The 15,254-nt window shown below is 69.8% G+C and carries 13 protein-coding genes, 1 tRNA gene and 3 pseudogenes; 11 read left to right on the top strand and 6 right to left on the bottom strand.

What is annotated here, in order from left to right:
* Positions 1-60 precede the first annotated feature (60 nt).
* Positions 61-873, top strand: a complete 813-nt coding sequence (locus CM1CMNOD_RS20230) for an SAM-dependent methyltransferase (protein ID WP_013875448.1) — start codon at positions 61-63, stop codon at positions 871-873.
* Between the two features lie 98 nt (positions 874-971).
* Here the strand turns inward: CM1CMNOD_RS20230 and CM1CMNOD_RS20225 are convergent, their stop codons facing one another.
* Positions 972-2,210, bottom strand: a complete 1,239-nt coding sequence (locus tag CM1CMNOD_RS20225; protein ID WP_131772931.1) for a class I SAM-dependent methyltransferase — start codon at positions 2,208-2,210, stop codon at positions 972-974.
* 671 nt (positions 2,211-2,881) lie between these two features.
* Here CM1CMNOD_RS20225 and CM1CMNOD_RS24555 point away from each other — a divergent pair.
* From CM1CMNOD_RS24555 to CM1CMNOD_RS20200, 5 genes and pseudogenes are all read left to right on the top strand, one after another.
* A pseudogene (locus CM1CMNOD_RS24555) lies at positions 2,882-3,211 on the top strand (TauD/TfdA dioxygenase family protein); the annotation flags it as partial.
* Positions 3,132-3,743, top strand: coding sequence for a TauD/TfdA dioxygenase family protein (locus CM1CMNOD_RS20215; RefSeq protein ID WP_083828385.1), 612 nt, complete (start codon positions 3,132-3,134; stop codon positions 3,741-3,743). The pseudogene CM1CMNOD_RS24555 and the gene CM1CMNOD_RS20215, both read left to right, overlap by 80 nt.
* 309 nt (positions 3,744-4,052) lie before the next feature.
* Positions 4,053-4,322 (top strand): annotated as a pseudogene (locus CM1CMNOD_RS20210) (hypothetical protein); the annotation flags it as partial.
* A 355-nt stretch (positions 4,323-4,677) separates the two neighbouring features.
* Positions 4,678-5,286: a Panacea domain-containing protein gene (locus tag CM1CMNOD_RS20205; RefSeq protein ID WP_013875446.1), complete on the top strand. Its 609-nt coding sequence runs from the start codon at positions 4,678-4,680 to the stop codon at positions 5,284-5,286.
* Entirely contained in the window at positions 5,283-5,630 is a 348-nt protein-coding gene (locus CM1CMNOD_RS20200; protein ID WP_013875445.1) for a hypothetical protein, read from the top strand. The genes CM1CMNOD_RS20205 and CM1CMNOD_RS20200 overlap by 4 nt, the downstream gene beginning before the upstream one ends.
* A 167-nt stretch (positions 5,631-5,797) precedes the next feature.
* Here the strand turns inward: CM1CMNOD_RS20200 and CM1CMNOD_RS20195 are convergent.
* Positions 5,798-5,871, bottom strand: a tRNA-Pro gene (locus CM1CMNOD_RS20195).
* A gap of 168 nt (positions 5,872-6,039) precedes the next feature.
* Entirely contained in the window at positions 6,040-6,993 is a 954-nt protein-coding gene (locus CM1CMNOD_RS20190) for a metallophosphoesterase (protein WP_050803618.1), read from the bottom strand.
* Between the two features lie 150 nt (positions 6,994-7,143).
* Between CM1CMNOD_RS20190 and CM1CMNOD_RS20185 the strand changes: the two genes are divergently transcribed.
* Positions 7,144-7,617, top strand: a complete 474-nt coding sequence (locus CM1CMNOD_RS20185) for a GatB/YqeY domain-containing protein (RefSeq protein ID WP_013875443.1) — start codon at positions 7,144-7,146, stop codon at positions 7,615-7,617.
* Between the two features lie 124 nt (positions 7,618-7,741).
* Here CM1CMNOD_RS20185 and CM1CMNOD_RS20180 read toward each other — a convergent pair whose 3' ends face one another.
* Complete coding sequence (locus CM1CMNOD_RS20180) at positions 7,742-10,135, bottom strand: transglycosylase domain-containing protein (protein ID WP_237702906.1); 2,394 nt, start codon at positions 10,133-10,135, stop codon at positions 7,742-7,744.
* Positions 10,136-10,584: 449 nt separating this feature from the next.
* On the opposite strand from CM1CMNOD_RS20180, the gene CM1CMNOD_RS20175 reads away from it, so the two are divergent.
* Positions 10,585-10,941, top strand: coding sequence for a WhiB family transcriptional regulator (locus CM1CMNOD_RS20175; protein WP_013875441.1), 357 nt, complete (start codon positions 10,585-10,587; stop codon positions 10,939-10,941).
* A gap of 454 nt (positions 10,942-11,395) precedes the next feature.
* Here the strand turns inward: CM1CMNOD_RS20175 and CM1CMNOD_RS20170 are convergent, their stop codons facing one another.
* Positions 11,396-12,631 carry an ArsA family ATPase gene (locus CM1CMNOD_RS20170; protein ID WP_013875440.1) on the bottom strand — a complete coding sequence of 412 codons (1,236 nt, stop codon included), beginning with the start codon at positions 12,629-12,631 and terminating at the stop codon, positions 11,396-11,398.
* A complete protein-coding gene (locus CM1CMNOD_RS20165; protein ID WP_193353080.1) occupies positions 12,628-13,650 on the bottom strand; it encodes an ArsA family ATPase in 1,023 nt (340 codons plus the stop codon). The genes CM1CMNOD_RS20170 and CM1CMNOD_RS20165 overlap by 4 nt, the downstream gene beginning before the upstream one ends.
* 319 nt (positions 13,651-13,969) lie before the next feature.
* Here CM1CMNOD_RS20165 and CM1CMNOD_RS20160 point away from each other — a divergent pair, with 319 nt between their 5' ends.
* The 3 genes and pseudogenes from CM1CMNOD_RS20160 to CM1CMNOD_RS20150 form a co-directional block, all read left to right on the top strand.
* A complete protein-coding gene (locus CM1CMNOD_RS20160; protein ID WP_085948571.1) occupies positions 13,970-14,137 on the top strand; it encodes a DUF4177 domain-containing protein in 168 nt (55 codons plus the stop codon).
* Positions 14,134-14,631 (top strand): RidA family protein, encoded by a 498-nt coding sequence (locus CM1CMNOD_RS20155; RefSeq protein ID WP_013875437.1) that lies wholly within the window; start codon positions 14,134-14,136, stop codon positions 14,629-14,631. Before CM1CMNOD_RS20160 ends, CM1CMNOD_RS20155 begins: the two co-directional genes overlap by 4 nt.
* A gap of 386 nt (positions 14,632-15,017) precedes the next feature.
* Positions 15,018-15,254 (top strand): annotated as a pseudogene (locus CM1CMNOD_RS20150) (MBL fold metallo-hydrolase); the annotation flags it as partial.

Genomic DNA, 15,254 nt, shown 5'->3' with positions numbered 1-15,254 from the left:
TCTACGAGGATCTCCTGGGCTGAGACCCGGTGCAGCGGTCGCCGGACGAAAGGATCTGACATGGGACTTGACGCAGCGGACGAGGAACAGCCACCCGCCAACCTCAACCCGGACGTGCCACACATCGCCCGGATCTACGACTACTGGCTCGGCGGCAGGAACAACTATGCCGCCGACCGCAAGGTGGCCGAAGAAGTGCTGGCGGCCCTGCCCATCACCCCCGTCAGCGTGCTGGCGAACCGCGCGTTCCTGGGCCGATCCGTACACCACCTCGCCGCCGAAGCCGGCATCCGCCAGTTCCTCGACATCGGCACCGGCTTACCATCCGCCAACAACACCCACGAAGTCGCCCAACGAGCCGCCCCCACCACCCGCGTCGTCTACGTCGACAACGACCCCATCGTCCTCGTCCACGCCAAAGCACTCCTCACCAGCTCCCCCCAGGGCACCACCACCTACATCGAAGCCGACCTCCGCAACCCCGACATCATCCTGAAAAAAGCCGCCACCACCCTCGACCTCACCCAACCAGTAGGACTCATGCTGGTCGCGATCCTGCACTGCGTCACCGATGAGGACAACCCCTACGAAATCGTCACCACCCTGCTGAACGCCATCCCCCCCGGCAGCCACCTGATACTTTCCCATCCGGCCAGCGACATCGTCGCTGAGGAGGTGCGCATGGCCTCGACGCGTATGAACACCTCGATGGCCGAGAAGGTGACTTTTCGCTCGCACGAGCAGGTCCTACGGTTCTTCGACGGCCTGGAACTGCTGGAACCAGGCCTGGTACCGACCACACAGTGGCGCCCCGAACCCGGGGCCGACACCACCCCGATGCCCGTCTGGGCCGGCATCGCCAGAAAACCATAAGAACGCCGACGGCCCCGGAGCGGCCCGCCCCGGTCACATCGGCTGTCCGGATCCGTCGTGAGAGGCGGTTCCCTCGCATGGGGCGGTACTGATCGCCGTCATTCGTCGGCGAGGCAGAGCAGACCCCAGGGGCGATTGTCGACACGGGTCATGACGAGAGTGGCCCGGCGGGTACCGGAGAGCTTCAGGCGTTTACGCAACTCGTCGACGTCACCCGCCAGACCGCGCCGCCGGATGTCGACCGACCTGATGTCCAGCGCGCGCAGGCGGGCGGGCAACTGCTTCTGGTTCCACGGCGCGGAATCGATGACGCGCAACGAGCGGCCGAACGGCGTACGTATCGGCGCGTCCGCCGACAGGAACGCGATTCTTCCGTCGATCTTCCAGGCGCCGAGTTCCCGGGCCAGCTCCGCGACGAGCCCGGCGCGGGTGACAGCCGGATTCGGGTCGAGAAGGTATTCGCCCGGTGCCCGCACCGGTACCGGGGCCTCCACGCCGGATGCCCCCTGACCAGCCGGTGTGGAGGTGAGCGTGTGCCCGCCGGGCAGGAGGGTCGCGCGGGTGCCCGTGGTGGCCAGCGCCGGGGACCAGGCCACCGCCTCCTTGAGGTCCCTGCCCACGGCAATGAACTCCAGCTCCCAGCCGGCGGGCGCGGCCTCGCGTGGGAGGCCTGGAGCGGCCTTGATCCCCACCTTCGCGACACGTCCGGCGAGCTCCAGGCACCAGGACAGCGGTGGCTCGCTGTCACCGGTACGCAGCCGCCGTTGGCCGGCACGCCGGGCCGGGTCGACGAACACCGCGGCCGCCCCTGCCAGGCCGACGTCGCGGACGTCGGAGAGAACGGTCGTCACGTTGCCCCCGACGCCCAGGACGTCGGCGTTGGCCCGCGCGACACGCAGATGAAGCGGGTCGACGTCCACGGCGATCACCTGGTGCTGCCTGGCGAGCGCGAGCATGTCCCCGCCGATACCGCAGCACAGGTCGGCGACGATGTCCCCGGCCGCGTACCGCGAAGCCGTGTGCTCGGCCACGGCCTGCGGCGACGCCTGTTCCAGGCCGGCACGGGTGAAGAACATCTCCATCGCCCGGCTGAACTTCGACCCGGCCGCCGCCCGCAGCTCGTGCTGGCCCAGCGCCTCGACCACGAGATCCGTCGGATACTCGGCGCGCAGCCGCGTCCCGAGACGTAACGCCTGTCGTGGGCCGACCGCCGCGCCGGCCCCGCCGGTTCCCGCGCCTCCGCCAGCTCCACTGGCAAGCCGGTCGAGCAGTTCGCTCCCGGCGGAGGTCAGCAACGCCTCGAAGCGCTCCACCCGCGATCCCGCGGCTGCGGTCAACTCGGTTCCCCCACCTCGATCACCAGCCGGATCACCAGCTGGATCACCAGCCGCCCGTGCCACAAGGCAGTCAGGGCTCAGCCGGCACCAGCCACGACGGCCCAGGACGCACTCTTCCACACAGCCGGTTTCACCAACGAACGTGTCACCGTCCGCCACCCCGGAAATCCCCGAATCGTTGCTCTTCGTACATGGTGCCGCGGGCTCCGCTGACGCCGTGCCGTGCAGGCCCGCTCCCGGGACACGATGTGCGAGCCGGCCCACAGAATCTCCGCCCGCGAAAGCGCCGACCGCCCGGGCGCCGGTTTTCACCCGGTGGAGCCACAGCCATGCGAATGGTGCGGATTCGGGCCGGCCAGCGGCATGCCGGCAGCCAGAAGGGAACAGGCGATGGCACGCGAACTGCACCTGAATGTCAACGTCACCGGGAGCGGCCGGCACGCCGGCGGCTGGCGGGCCCAGGACGACCCGACACTGTTCGTGAACATCGACTTCTTCCGGCGCATCGCGCGGGTGCGGAACGCGGGACGTTCGACGCCGTGTTCATCCGGGCCGGCGACCCGAGACCCGTCTGACACCGACAGCACACCTGACACCGACAGCAAGGGCATCGGAAACAAGGGCATCGACAGCAAAGGCACTGACATGACCGTGACAGCATCCGTGGATCCGTGGTTCAGCCGACGATCAGACTGTTGAACGTCAACTTCGGCGCCGAGATCACCGGAGTCGACCTGAAGCGGCCGCTCGACGCGGCGACGGCCGCCATGCTCCGCCAGGCATGGCTGGACCATCAGGTCCTCTTCTTCCCCGGGCAGCACCTCAGCCCGGACGAGCAGACCGCGTTCGCCGCCAACTTCGGCGAGCTGACCGCCGGCAGTTCGACCCTCCCACCCATCGACGAGCGGCACAGCCTGGTCGTTGCCTTCGACAGCAGCCGCTTCTCCGAGGAGAGCAGGAACGGCGGCTACGTCGCGGTCAACGACGTCTGGCACGCCGACGTCACCTTCGTCCCCACACCCCCCGCGGGCGCGGTGCTCAACATCGTCGAACTGCCTCCGGTCTGGCGGCAGCACCGCCTTCGCGTCAGCCCAGGCCGCATACGAGTCGCTCAGCGAGCCGCTGCGGCGGTTCGTCGACGGGCCGGACGCCGTGCACGGCATCGGCAACGAGCCCCGCGAGGTGCACTGGGAGGGGCAGACGGTCAACGCGGCCGAGGTCGAGCACCCGGTCGTCGCCGTCCACCCCGAAACCGGGCGAAAGGACCTCTTCGTCAATCCGCTGCTGACCCGCCACATCAAGGGCCTCGAGCCGGTGGAGAGCGCGGCACTGCTGGCACTGCTGTACGACCGCGGCGCCCGGCTGGAGAACGTGATCCAGTACCGCTGGCGCAGGGGCGACCTCGTCCTGTGGGACAACCGGGCGGTGCGGCACCGGCGCGTCGAGGACAACGACCCGGCAGCGCCGCGGATCGTGCACCGGGTGCAGCTACGCGACTCCGCCCCGGTCGGGCCGGCGAGGACCCCCGCATGAGCGCCCGCGGCTGCACCTGAACGTCAACTCCAACGGCCTGGGACGGCACGACGCCGGGTGGCGGGCGGCGAACCAGCCGCTCGGCTTCCTGGACCTGGCCGCCTGGGAGCGGCTGGGCCGAATCGCCGAGCGTGGCCGGCTCGACGCCGTGTTCCTCGCCGAGACCCTGGGGTTCTCGGAGCAGGACTTCAGGCGGCCGTGGAACGCCTACGACCCGTTCGTGACGCTGACGGCGATCGCCCAGGCCACCACACATGTCGGGCTGGTCGCGACCGTCTCGTCCACCTACCGCATCGGCAGTGGGCACCGGTCGTCGGCACGCCGGAGCAGATCGCGGACGACATCGAACGGTTCTTCACAGGCCGTGCCGCGGATGGCTTCAACCTCAACTTCGACTTCTTCCCCGACGGGCTGGGGCTGATCGTCGACCAGCTCGTCCCGGAGCTGCGGCGCCGCGGCCTGTTCCGCACCGAGTACGAGTCGAGGACGCTGCACGGCAACCTGGGGCTCCCGCCGCCGACGTCGGCGGCAAAGCCGCGCAGGCGTCCACACGGCGTCCAACAGGTAGGCAACAGGTAGGCAACAGGTAGGGAGGCAGGCCCGGGCCCCGGTCTTCGGCCCGGGCTGCCGCTGCGCGCGGGCACCCGGTGCCGGGAAGCTCCGTGACCGGGAGCACGCCGGTATCCGCCTGACGCGACTACCGCCACCCACCGTAATAATTGTTCAAATATTGACCATGGAGAGTGATACGAGTGAACACGCGGAGTCCGCGCTCCGATCCAGGTCAACGACTTGGAGGCGAACAAAGGTTCGACTAGAATGCGGGCAGATACGAACTCTTCCGGCGGACGCGCCGTTACGCCATGCTTGCGGCGCCGCCGGTACGGTTGCATGGCCGTGAGGAAGACGGCCGTGAGGAGGGAGGCCCGACGTCATGGACGAACACGACCGCATCGTCACGGAGAGCCTCCTGCGCGACGACCTCGACGTACAGCCAGACGAGGCCAAGTTCGCGGAGTTGCTGCTCCTGGTCGCCGAGGAGCTGGCCGATGATCCCTACGGAGGTGCCACCAAGGCCAACAAGGTTTTGTACTTCGCCGAGTTCGCCCACGTCCGCGAGACCGGGCTTCCGATCACAGGCGTGCGGTACCGCAAGCTCGAACGAGGACCCGCGCCGCGCCATCTCCGAGCGATTCGGGACCATCTGATCGACAACGGCGACGCGGTGCTGATCAAAGAGAGAGTCCTCGGCTACGAGCAACATCGGCTCCGGCCGACCCGGCCAGCCCGCCGGGAGCTGTTCAGCGCTACCGAGCTGAAAGCCGTCCAGGACGCCGTCAACCTGCTCCGAGGCCACACCAACGCGGACGCCAGCGAACGGTCCCACCGCGAGCCCGGCTGGCAGCTTGTCAACGACGGCGAGGACATCCCCTACGTGGCAGCGCTCCTGCCACAGCATCAGCCACAGCCATCGCCTCGAATGATGGACCGGTTGCGGCAGATCGGCGAAGAGTACGCTCGCCGGGAGCGCCCTGCCCCGTGACCAGACACACGGTCACCTACGGAGCCGACTTCCTCGCCACCGCTCAGGCCACCTACCCGGACAGCCGAAGCACGCGCTACTCGGGGCCGACGTTCCACGAGTTCATGGCTTTACCGGTGCGGTCAGCGAGGTTCGCCTTCGCGAACAACTGGGACGCTCTGCCCTCGACAATGAGTGGCGCGGCTCGGCTGGTGATCCTTGAGCCGAGCGGAGTGTTCGGGCCGATCGTCTTCTACGCGGTCCTTGTCGCCCGGCCAACCGGGCTGATAGTGGAAATCGCGGACTTCGAGGAGGACCGAGCCTACTGGGACACCTTCGTCGACCCGGACGACCCCGACGACTGAGCCGCGCCTGACGGATATTCGGCCGCGCCTGACGGATGTTCGATCGCGTGAAGGCTCTGAACCGGCTGGGCGGAGGTCCTGATCGGTAGAGCCGGCTGCTGTACATCGGCGCTGTACATGCATCAGGGGCATGACGGAAAAGCTCCGAATCATGCCCCTGACCTGGGTCGGGGTGGCGGGATTCGAACCCACGACCTCTTCGTCCCGAACGAAGCGCGCTACCAAGCTGCGCCACACCCCGCGACCACTGCAAAGCTTACCTGATCCGGAATTCTACCTGATCCGCCGGCCACTCTCGGCACGGGTGACCGGACAGGTCCACGGGGAGCGGCTCCAGCCCCCGCCACCGGCGCGGAGTCCGCGACGGTGCTCACATCCAGGGGCCACGGCGCCAGGTCCGCGCGAGGCGTCAGGTCCACGCGGCCGGCGCGAGGGTGATCAGGGTGGCCTCCGGCCGGCAGGCGAACCGGACCGGTGCGAACGGGGACGTCCCGAGGCCCGCGGAGACGTGCAGCCACGACGAGCGTCCACCGGCCTCGTAACGGGACAGGCCGCGGACCCGGCCGCGGTCGAGGCCACAGTTGGCGACCAGCGCCCCGACGAACGGCACCCGGATCTGCCCGCCGTGCGTGTGGCCGGAGAGCGTCAACGCCACCCCGTCCGCGGTGTAGGCGTCCAGCACCCGGGGCTCCGGGGTGTGCGACAGCCCCAGCAGCAGGTCGGCGTCGCCGTCGCGCGGGCCGAGCACCGCGGAGAGATCGTCCCGCCTGAGTCTGGCGTCGTCGACGCCGCGGACGTCGATCCGCAGCCCGGCGACGCGCAGCACCGTCCGGGTGTTGGTCAGGTCCAGCCAGCCGCTGGCGGCGGCCAGGCTCTTGGCGAAACCGGCCCAGTCCAGCGGAGCCCCCTTCGGGGTGGGGACGTCCCCGGGCAGCAGGTAGCGGTGCGGGCTCTTCAGCGTCGGCACGTAGTAGTCGTTGTTGCCCGGCACGAAAACCCCCGGGAAGCCGAACAGGGACGACAGCGCCAGCAGCGTCGGCTCGTCCGCGTCCGGGTGTGCCAGGACGTCACCGGTCAGCGCCACCAGGTCGGGCACCAGGCGGGCGAGATCCCCGATCCACGCCAGCTTGCGCTTCTGGTTCGGGGTTATGTGCAGGTCGGAGATGTGCAGGATGCGCAGCGGCTGCGCGTCCCGCGCGAGCATCGGCAGCACCACACGACGCAGGGTGTAGGCGGTGCGCTCATAGCCGGCGGCATATGCCACGGCAAGGGCTCCTGCCGCGCCGAGCCCGGTGGCCGCCCGCCCGACGGGGCGTCCCCACGCCCGTGAAGGTGACTGTTGCAACCGTCGCCCACTCGTCATCGGACAAGTGTGGCCCAGGTTGCGCCATGGTGGGCGGCTCGCGGGGCGCGTCGCGTGCGTCGTGACCCAGTGGACATCCGCCCCGACGTCCGCTGGACCGGTCCAGCGGCTGGCGGCCGGCGGCCGGCCAGGTCAACTAAGGTCACCCGTGTGAGCGAACTCAAGGATCGTCTGCGGGCAGATCTCACCACGGCGATGAAGGCGCGGGACGCGCTGCGGACGTCCACCCTGCGGATGGCGCTGGCGGCGCTGAAGGACGAGGAGGTCGCCGGCAAAAGCGCCCGCGAACTGTCCGACGCCGAGGTGCGGAAGGTGCTCACCCGGGAGGTCCGCAAGCGACGGGAGGCCGCCGACGCCTTCGCCGCGGCGGGCCGCGCGGAACAGGCCAGCAAGGAAAACGACGAGGGTGAGATCCTGGCCGCCTACCTCCCTCAGCAGCTTGGCGACGACGAACTCGCCGCGATCATCGACAAAGTGATCGCCGAGCACGGCCTGGCCGGGCCGAAGGCCATGGGCGCCGCGATGAAGGCGGTCCAGCCCGAGGTGGCCGGGCGTGCGGACGGGGCCCGCGTCTCCGCCCTGGTCCGCGCCCGGCTGGCTTCCTCCCCGCCCGCCCAGGCGTGAGCACGGCCCATCGGTACGCCCGATCGGGCGGCACACGGCCTGTCGGGGCATGACCGGTCGACCCGCGACCAGGGGACGGCGGACGGGACGATCCGCCGGCGGCCGGCGGGAGCTGGCAGGCCCGTCAGCCCGCTCCGGACCTGCCACTGCCCCGAGCCCGCCCGGACCCCGCGGTGCCGGGATCGGACCTTCTTCCGTCGCCGAACCGGGTGGGCGTCCCACCCTCGTCGGACTCGGCGGACCGCAGGACGAAGCCCTGGGAGACCATCAGCACGACCTCCGAGCCCTCGTCCACCTCCTGATTGCCGCCGGGATTCATCGCCAGCACCGTCCCCTTCGAGAACGGGCTCCAGATCTCCTGCACCGTCACCCGGAAGCCCTGGGAGGCCAGCCGCTGCTGTGCCAGGGGCAGGTCCAGGCCGACGACGTCCGGCAGCGTCTTCTTCGCCGGGTTGGGCTGGGTGCCGTCCGGGGACGGCATCGGCGCGACTGGCAGCCCGAGTCCGTCGGCGGTGCCGCGCATCGCCCTCGCCCACACCTGGGCGGGCAGGCCACCACCGTAGACGACCTGGTTGCCCAGGACGTTGCGCAACGGATATGTCGTGGGTGAGCGCGGGTCGGCGAGGGTCACGGCGGTGGCCAGCTGGGGGATGTAACCGGCGAACGACGCGGTGCTGAACCCCTCGGCGGTGCCGGTCTTGCCCGCGGCCGGCCGGCCGATCTGCGCGTTGGGGGCCCCGGTCCCGTGCAGGATGACACCTTCGAGGACCGAGGTGACCGTGTCCGCGATCTGCGTCCCGAGCACCTGGCGGCACGGCTCGGGCGTGCTGTAGGGCACCGGCCGGTCGGTGCTGCCGACCCGCTGGGTGATCGATTCAAAGGGTCGCGGATCGCACCGGACACCGTGGTTGGCCAGCGTGGCGTAGGCGGTCGCCAGATCCATGGTGGAGATCTCGTTGGTGCCGAGCACAGCCGCTCCGTCGACCGGCCCGATGCCGCCGCCGGGGCAGCGCAGGGACTCGGACTGGTCCTGCACCCGGCAGGAGGACACCCCCAGCCGACGTGCCATCTCAGCGGTGTTCCGCAGCCCGACCTTCTCCGCGAGCTGGATGTAGTAGGTGTTGACCGAGTCCCAGGTCGCCGTGGTCATGGAATATAAGCCGGCCTCGTTCGGGTCGGCGTTGCCGTAGCAGTCCCCCTGGCTCTGGCGCCCGTTGTCGTCGATGTCCGGATTGTGGAAGACATCCGAGTGGTAGCACGCCGGGGAATAGTACGTGGTGTTCAGCGGCAGTCCTTTTTCCAGAGCCGCGGCAAGTGTGAACACCTTGAAGGTGGATCCCGGTGAGAACGAGGCCTCCTCCAGCGGAATTATCTGCTTGGTGTGTACGAAGTCGGTGGTCCGCTCCGGCGGCTGGCCGTCCGCGGACGGGCCGTACTCCCGGTTCACCGCCAGCGCCAGCACGTTCCCGGTGCCCGGCTGGAGCATTGCCACCCCCACCGCCACCCGGTTGCCGGGCGGCACGACGGCGTTCGCCGCGTTCTGCGCGGCGGCCTGGGCGACCGGGTCGAGTGTGGTCCGGATCGTCAGGCCGCCCTCGAACAGCAGCCGTTCCCGGTCCGCCTGGGCCGCCCCGAAACGCTCGTCGGCGAGCAGCGTGCGGCGGACGTAGGCGCAGAAGAACGGCACCGACGACAGCTGGCAGGGGTCCGCAGCCTGCGGTGGGCGGTTGAGCACCACCGGGGTCCCCCGAATCTGTCGCAGCTGCTCGTCGCTGATGTGGCCGAGTTCGTGCATGCGCTCCAGGACGACGTCCCGTCGCGACATCGCCGCCTGCGGGTGCAGCACCGGGTTGTAGGCGGTCGGATTCTTGACCAGACCGGCCAGCATCGCCGCCTGCGGGAGGGTGAGCTGGTCGACCTCGACGTTGAAATAGTGTTTCGCCGCGGTTTCCACGCCGTAGGCGCCGTCCCCGAAGTAGGCTATGTTCAGATACCTTTCAAGAATCTGGTCCTTGCTCAGGTGCTCCTCGAGGTAAAGTGCGTAGCGTGCTTCCCGGAGCTTACGTCTGACGGTCTGCTCGGTCGCGGCCTCTTTTTCCTCCCTGGACGTCGCGGCCTGCAGGAGGACGTTCTTCACGTACTGCTGAGTGAGAGTGGATCCGCCTTGCGTGACCGCCCCGGACTCCTGGTTGGAGACATAGGCCCGCAGCAGCCCCCGGTAGTCGAGTCCGGTGTGCTCGTAGAAGCGGGAGTCCTCGATGTCTATGACCGCCTGGCGCAGTACCGTCGGAATGCGGTCGAGGGGGATGATCTGCCGGTCCTGCTCACCGCGCAGATATCCGATGACGTTGCCCTTGGCATCCAGGATGCGGGACGCCTGCGGCAGCGGTGGGACGGTGAGGTTCGCCGGCAGGTCGAGGAAGGCGTCGGCGCTGCCCTTCACCGTGAGGCCCGCAAGCGCCACGACCGGCAACAGGACCAGCGCGAGCAGGAGGCCCGCGAGCCCGCTGATGACCATGGCCTGCCCGATCCATTCGGCCGCCGTCCATGCTCGCGGATAGCCACGATGTGGACCGTCCGGCATTGGGCCGGCGCCCGACGCGACGCCTTTGCCGTAGCCGGCACGGCCGGAACTGGCGGGCGGCCGCGGGGACCCGTGGCCCGACCCTGTCGCGCTGGTCACGTTCGGGAACCTCCAAACGGCCCCCTCGCACGGCCGCTCGGCCGTACCTCCCACACCAGCCTACGACCGCACGGAACGGACATACGAATGTCACGCACACGACATGATCTGGTTACAGATAGCGCCACTGTCGTCATTCGGATCAATGGCCCGGACGGGTCATTTAGACAACCACCCGTGTGGGGTCTGTGCCGTGGCGGAGACGCTCCATACGGTTTCGGGCGAAGCCACGTCACCACCCGCACGGGCCCCCTGACCCGGTCTCGAGAAGAAAGGCAGGTGGCATGACCAGCAGCCTGGCAACCCGCACCAGCGCCGCCCGACGTGCCAGCTCGACACAGTTGATCGGCTCGACCGTCGACGGCGACTGGACCGCGAACGCGGCCTGTCGTGACCTGGACCCGGACGACCTCTTCGTCCAGGGAGCGGCGCAGAACCGGGTGAAGACCCGGTGCTTCGGATGCCTCGTCCGCACCGAGTGCCTCGCTGACGCCCTTGACAACCGAGTGGAGTTCGGAGTCTGGGGCGGTATGACCGAACGGGAACGCCGGGCGCTGCTGCGCAGGCGACCGGACGTCACATCGTGGCGGAAGCTGCTCGCGGACGCGCGCGCCCATCACGGCGCCGCCTCCGCCGGTTAGGACCGTCCGCACCTCGTCCCCCACTGGCCACCTACCGGTGCCCTGTTGGTCGTTTGTTGACGAATTCGCTGTCCGGTTCTCCCGCGCGGCTCATCATCACACGCACACAGGGCATTGCGGACATCGACGTCACTAACGGGACAACCACTCGACGACGATGCCGCGGCCAGCGACGATCCGGGCTGGCCGGACGATCAGACGGGCCCAGGTGCCCGATCTCCCCGACGGGTGCGCGATCACAGCTGTTCGCGCACCCGCAGGCTCGGCCGCCAGCCGGTAACCCCCGCGGGACATCTGACATCGCTGCCCACGCGCACCCGCGTCCCCCACGAGCCCGGCCAACTGCCGACAGCCCCACCACGCCAGGCGGTACATGGCGTCGGCGAGCGGAGCCGCGACATGGCGGACGCGGGGTGGCAGGAGACGAAAACCACGTAACCGCTCCACTCGCGCGCTAGTCGGTCTGCCCCAGGGCGGCGTCGTGGGCGTGTTCGGGGAGGTCCTCGCCGGCCAGTACGGCGCCGACGGCGCGCAGGCCGTCAAGATCGTGAACATCGCCGGCGAACGCGTCGACCTCGACCAGGGGTGTGTCGGGATGCGCGCTGGTGAAGCGGTCCCGCAGGCGCTGCTCCCGGGTGGCCAGCCTTACCCGTTCCGCGTGGATGCGCAGCACCGCCGTCGCCAGCGGATGTTCGGCATGCTCACCGAGCATTTCGGCCGCCGCCAGGCTGCGTTCCACGGTCAGCCCACGGGCGGCCGGCCCGACCGGGTGGACCCGGTTGACGACCAGGCCCGCCAACGGCATCCCGTCCGCGTCGAGCCGGTCGACGAAGTACGACGCCTCCCGCAACGCGGCGGCCTCCGGCGCCGCCACCACGACAAAGGACGTCCCGGGCGCGCCCAGCAGCTGGTACGTCTGATCGGCGCGCTGCCGGAACCCCCCGAACATCGTCTCCAGGGCAGCCACGAACTGGCTGACGTCGGCGAGCAGCTGCGCGCCGATGACCTTCGTCAGTATCCTGCCGAACACGCCCAGCCCGACGTTCACGACCTTCAGGTACATCTTCCCGCCGGCCTTCGCCGGGGCGAGCAGCAGTCGCAGCAGCCGGCCGTCGAGAAAGGCGCTCAGGCGGTTGGGCGCGTCCAGGAAGTCCAGGGCCGACCGGGTCGGCGGGGTGTCGACGACGATGAGGTCCCACTCGCCCGTCGCGTCCAGCTGGCCGAGCTTCTCCATCGCCATGTACTCCTGGGTACCGGCGAAGGACGACGACAACGACTGGTAGAAGGGGTTGTCGAGTAACTGCTGGGCGCGTTCCGGGGTTGCGTGCGCAAGGACGATCTCGTCGAACGTCCGCTTCATGTCGAGCATCATCGCGTCGAGATGACCACCGGCGGAACAGTCCACCCCGACGACCTCCCGGGGGTTGTTGTCCAGTTCGGTCAGGCCCATGGACTGCGCCAGCCGCCGGGCCGGGTCGATCGTGAGGACGACCGTCCGGCGTCCCCGCTCGGCCGCGCGCAGCGCGAGCGCGGCGGCGACCGTGGTCTTCCCGACCCCGCCCGACCCGCAGCACACGATGATCTTCTCGCTGCCGAGCATGGCATCGACGTCCAGCACCGGCACCGTGGACGCGGACGGGGGCACCCGCGCCCCCACGGTTGCGAGCCCGCTCGTCCGACCGTTGCTCATCCGACCATCCATTGCATCCGCAACAACTCCGCGAACTGGTAGATCACGCCGATGTCCACGCCGTCGGCGACCAGGGGCAGCTCGTACACGGGACGTCCCAACGCGTCGATCTCGCCGCGTTCGGCCCTCTCCAGAGCCACCCGGCGGGCATGCTGGGCGGCCTCCGCCACCAGGGCGTCCACCAGCCCGGCCGCGGGGGCGATGCCGGCCGCCTTCACGCCCGCGGCCAGCTCCTCGACGTCCAGCCGGCCCGTGCCGGCCCGCGCAAGGTCCTCGTCGGCGAGCAACGGCGTCCGGACCATGTTCACGATCACACCACCGACCCGCAGCCCGGCGGCACGCAGCTCGGCGACACCGTCCACCGTCTCCTGGACCGGCATCTCCTCCAGGAGGGTGACCAGGTGCACAGCCGTCTGCTCGGAGCGCATCACCGCCATCACACTGTCGGCCTGGGTGCGGATCGGGCCCATCCTGGCCAGCCCGGCGACCTCGGCGCTGACGTTGAGGAACCGGGTGATCCGCCCGGTCGGCGGCGCGTCGAGAACCACCGCGTCATAGGCCCTGCCGCCGGGCCGGGTCGCGTCCGGGCGGTTGACCGCCTCCTTCACCTTGCCGGTGAGCAGGACGTCACGGACACCGGGCGCGATCGTGGTGGCGAAGTCGACGGCGCCGATCCGCTCCAGCGCCCGGCCCGCGCGGCGGAGGTTGTAGAACATCTCCAGGTACTCCAGCAGCGCCTCCTCCGCGTCGATGGCGAGCGCGAAGACCTCCCCGCCACCAGGAGCGCTCGCGACCTTGCGTTCCGCGTAGGGCAGCGGCGGGGTGTCGAAGAGCTGGGCGATCTGCTGGCGTCCCTCGACCTCGGTGAGCAGGACGCGCCTACCACCGGTGGCCAGCGCCACCGCGAGCGCGCCGGCGGCGGTCGTCTTGCCGGTGCCGCCCTTGCCGCTCACCACGTGCAGGCGGCAGTGCCATGGCCCGTCCGCGGCGTCCCGCGATGGAGTCTCCTGCGGCGTCACATCAACGACCGTACCCGGCCGGCCCCGGCCGTTCCGGTCGATGAACAGGCAGCGGGCGCGGTGTCCACCGATGCGGCCCCTGCCCGTACCCCTTGCCAGACCCACCCCGGCCCGGGCACGGGTAGGTTGCAGGCCCGGCCCCGTCCTCCCGGCGAACACCTCCCAGACGCCCTCCGGATGCCCCCAGGCGAGCCTGGGGGCCCTCCAGGTGGACCCCCCGCGAGGCCGGTCTTCCGTGCGTTCTCGGCATGCGCGGCGGGGGGCGCGCGGGGACGGCTGTCGCATGCCCCCCGGCCGCGACGCACTATGGTCACAAGTCATGCAGACCTGGGAGTACGCGACAGCGCCGGTGCTGATCCACGCGACCAAACAGATCCTCGACAACTGGGGGGCGGACGGCTGGGAACTGGTCCAGATCGTCCCGGGGCCGAACCCGGAGAGCCTGGTCGCCTACTTCAAGCGCCCCAAGGGCGAATCGGCGCGGTGACCGCCGTGACAGCCGACGCGGCGACCCCGTCACGGCGCCTGGCCGCGCTCGGCCTGGCACTGCCCACGGTCCCGTCGCCAGCGGGTGCGTACGTGCCCGCCCGGCGACACGGCGAACTGGTGTGGACGGCAGGACAGCTCCCACTGGTGGACGGCGTCCTCGCCGCGACCGGGCCGGTCGGCGAGGCCGCCGACGGCGGCTCGGTGCCAGCGGAGCGCGCGGCCGACCTGGCCCGGATCTCCGCCCTGAACGCGCTGGCGGCCGCGGCCGCGGTGGCCGGCGGCCTGGATGCGATCACCGGTGTTGTCAAGGTCGTCGGGTTCGTCGCGAGCGTGCCCGCGTTCACCGGCCAGCCGGCTGTGATCAATGGCGCGAGCGACCTGTTCGTGGCGGTGTTCGGTGATGCCGGACGGCATGCCAGGTCCGCGGTCGGGGTGAGCGTCCTGCCGCTGAACGCTCCGGTCGAGGTGGAGATCGTCGTCACCGTCAGTTAGCGTTCGTTGGAGAACCGCGGACAGGCGGCGGCACATGAGTTGCCGTCCAGTTGTGGATATATTCGAATAGTAACCAAATATCGACAGATAGCAATTAAAGGGCGCCTAGGTGCGGATATCCGGACGAGACGCAGCTCACAGCCGACCCCCGCCGCTGACACGGTGCGCGAGCTGGGGCGAACAACCTACTGTCTATGACAGAAGTAGCCGATCTGACGATCGGGTCGGCAGACAGCCCGGGTCGACAGGCAGTTCGGGTCGGCAGACAGCCTGGTGGGCCGTCCACGCAACCCGCAGGTGACCCAGCAGGACACCTGCGCAACAGAGCATCGTCCGCTTCGGAATCTGGTGAGTGATCCGTGGGGCATACGAGCGTTACGGACGGCGTGCCCGATCCACGCGCGACGACCCCCGCGGCGGGCGGCCGGCCCGCGCCCCGGCAGGTGACCCTGCTGGCCTCGCTGCTGCTCGCGCCCAACCCCAGCCCGATGACCCTGGATGGTACGAACACCTGGATCCTGCGCGCCCCGGACGCCACCGGCTGCGTCGTGGTCGACCCCGGCCCGCCCGACCCCGGCCATCTCTCGGCGATCGTCGCGGCCGGGCCGGTCGATGTCATCCTG

It is taken from the genome of Protofrankia symbiont of Coriaria myrtifolia (assembly GCF_900634755.1).
GTDB lineage: Bacteria > Actinomycetota > Actinomycetes > Frankiales > Frankiaceae > Protofrankia > Protofrankia coriariae.
Note: the sequence above shows the minus strand (reverse complement) of the source record. Positions and strands in the feature narration are given on the sequence as shown.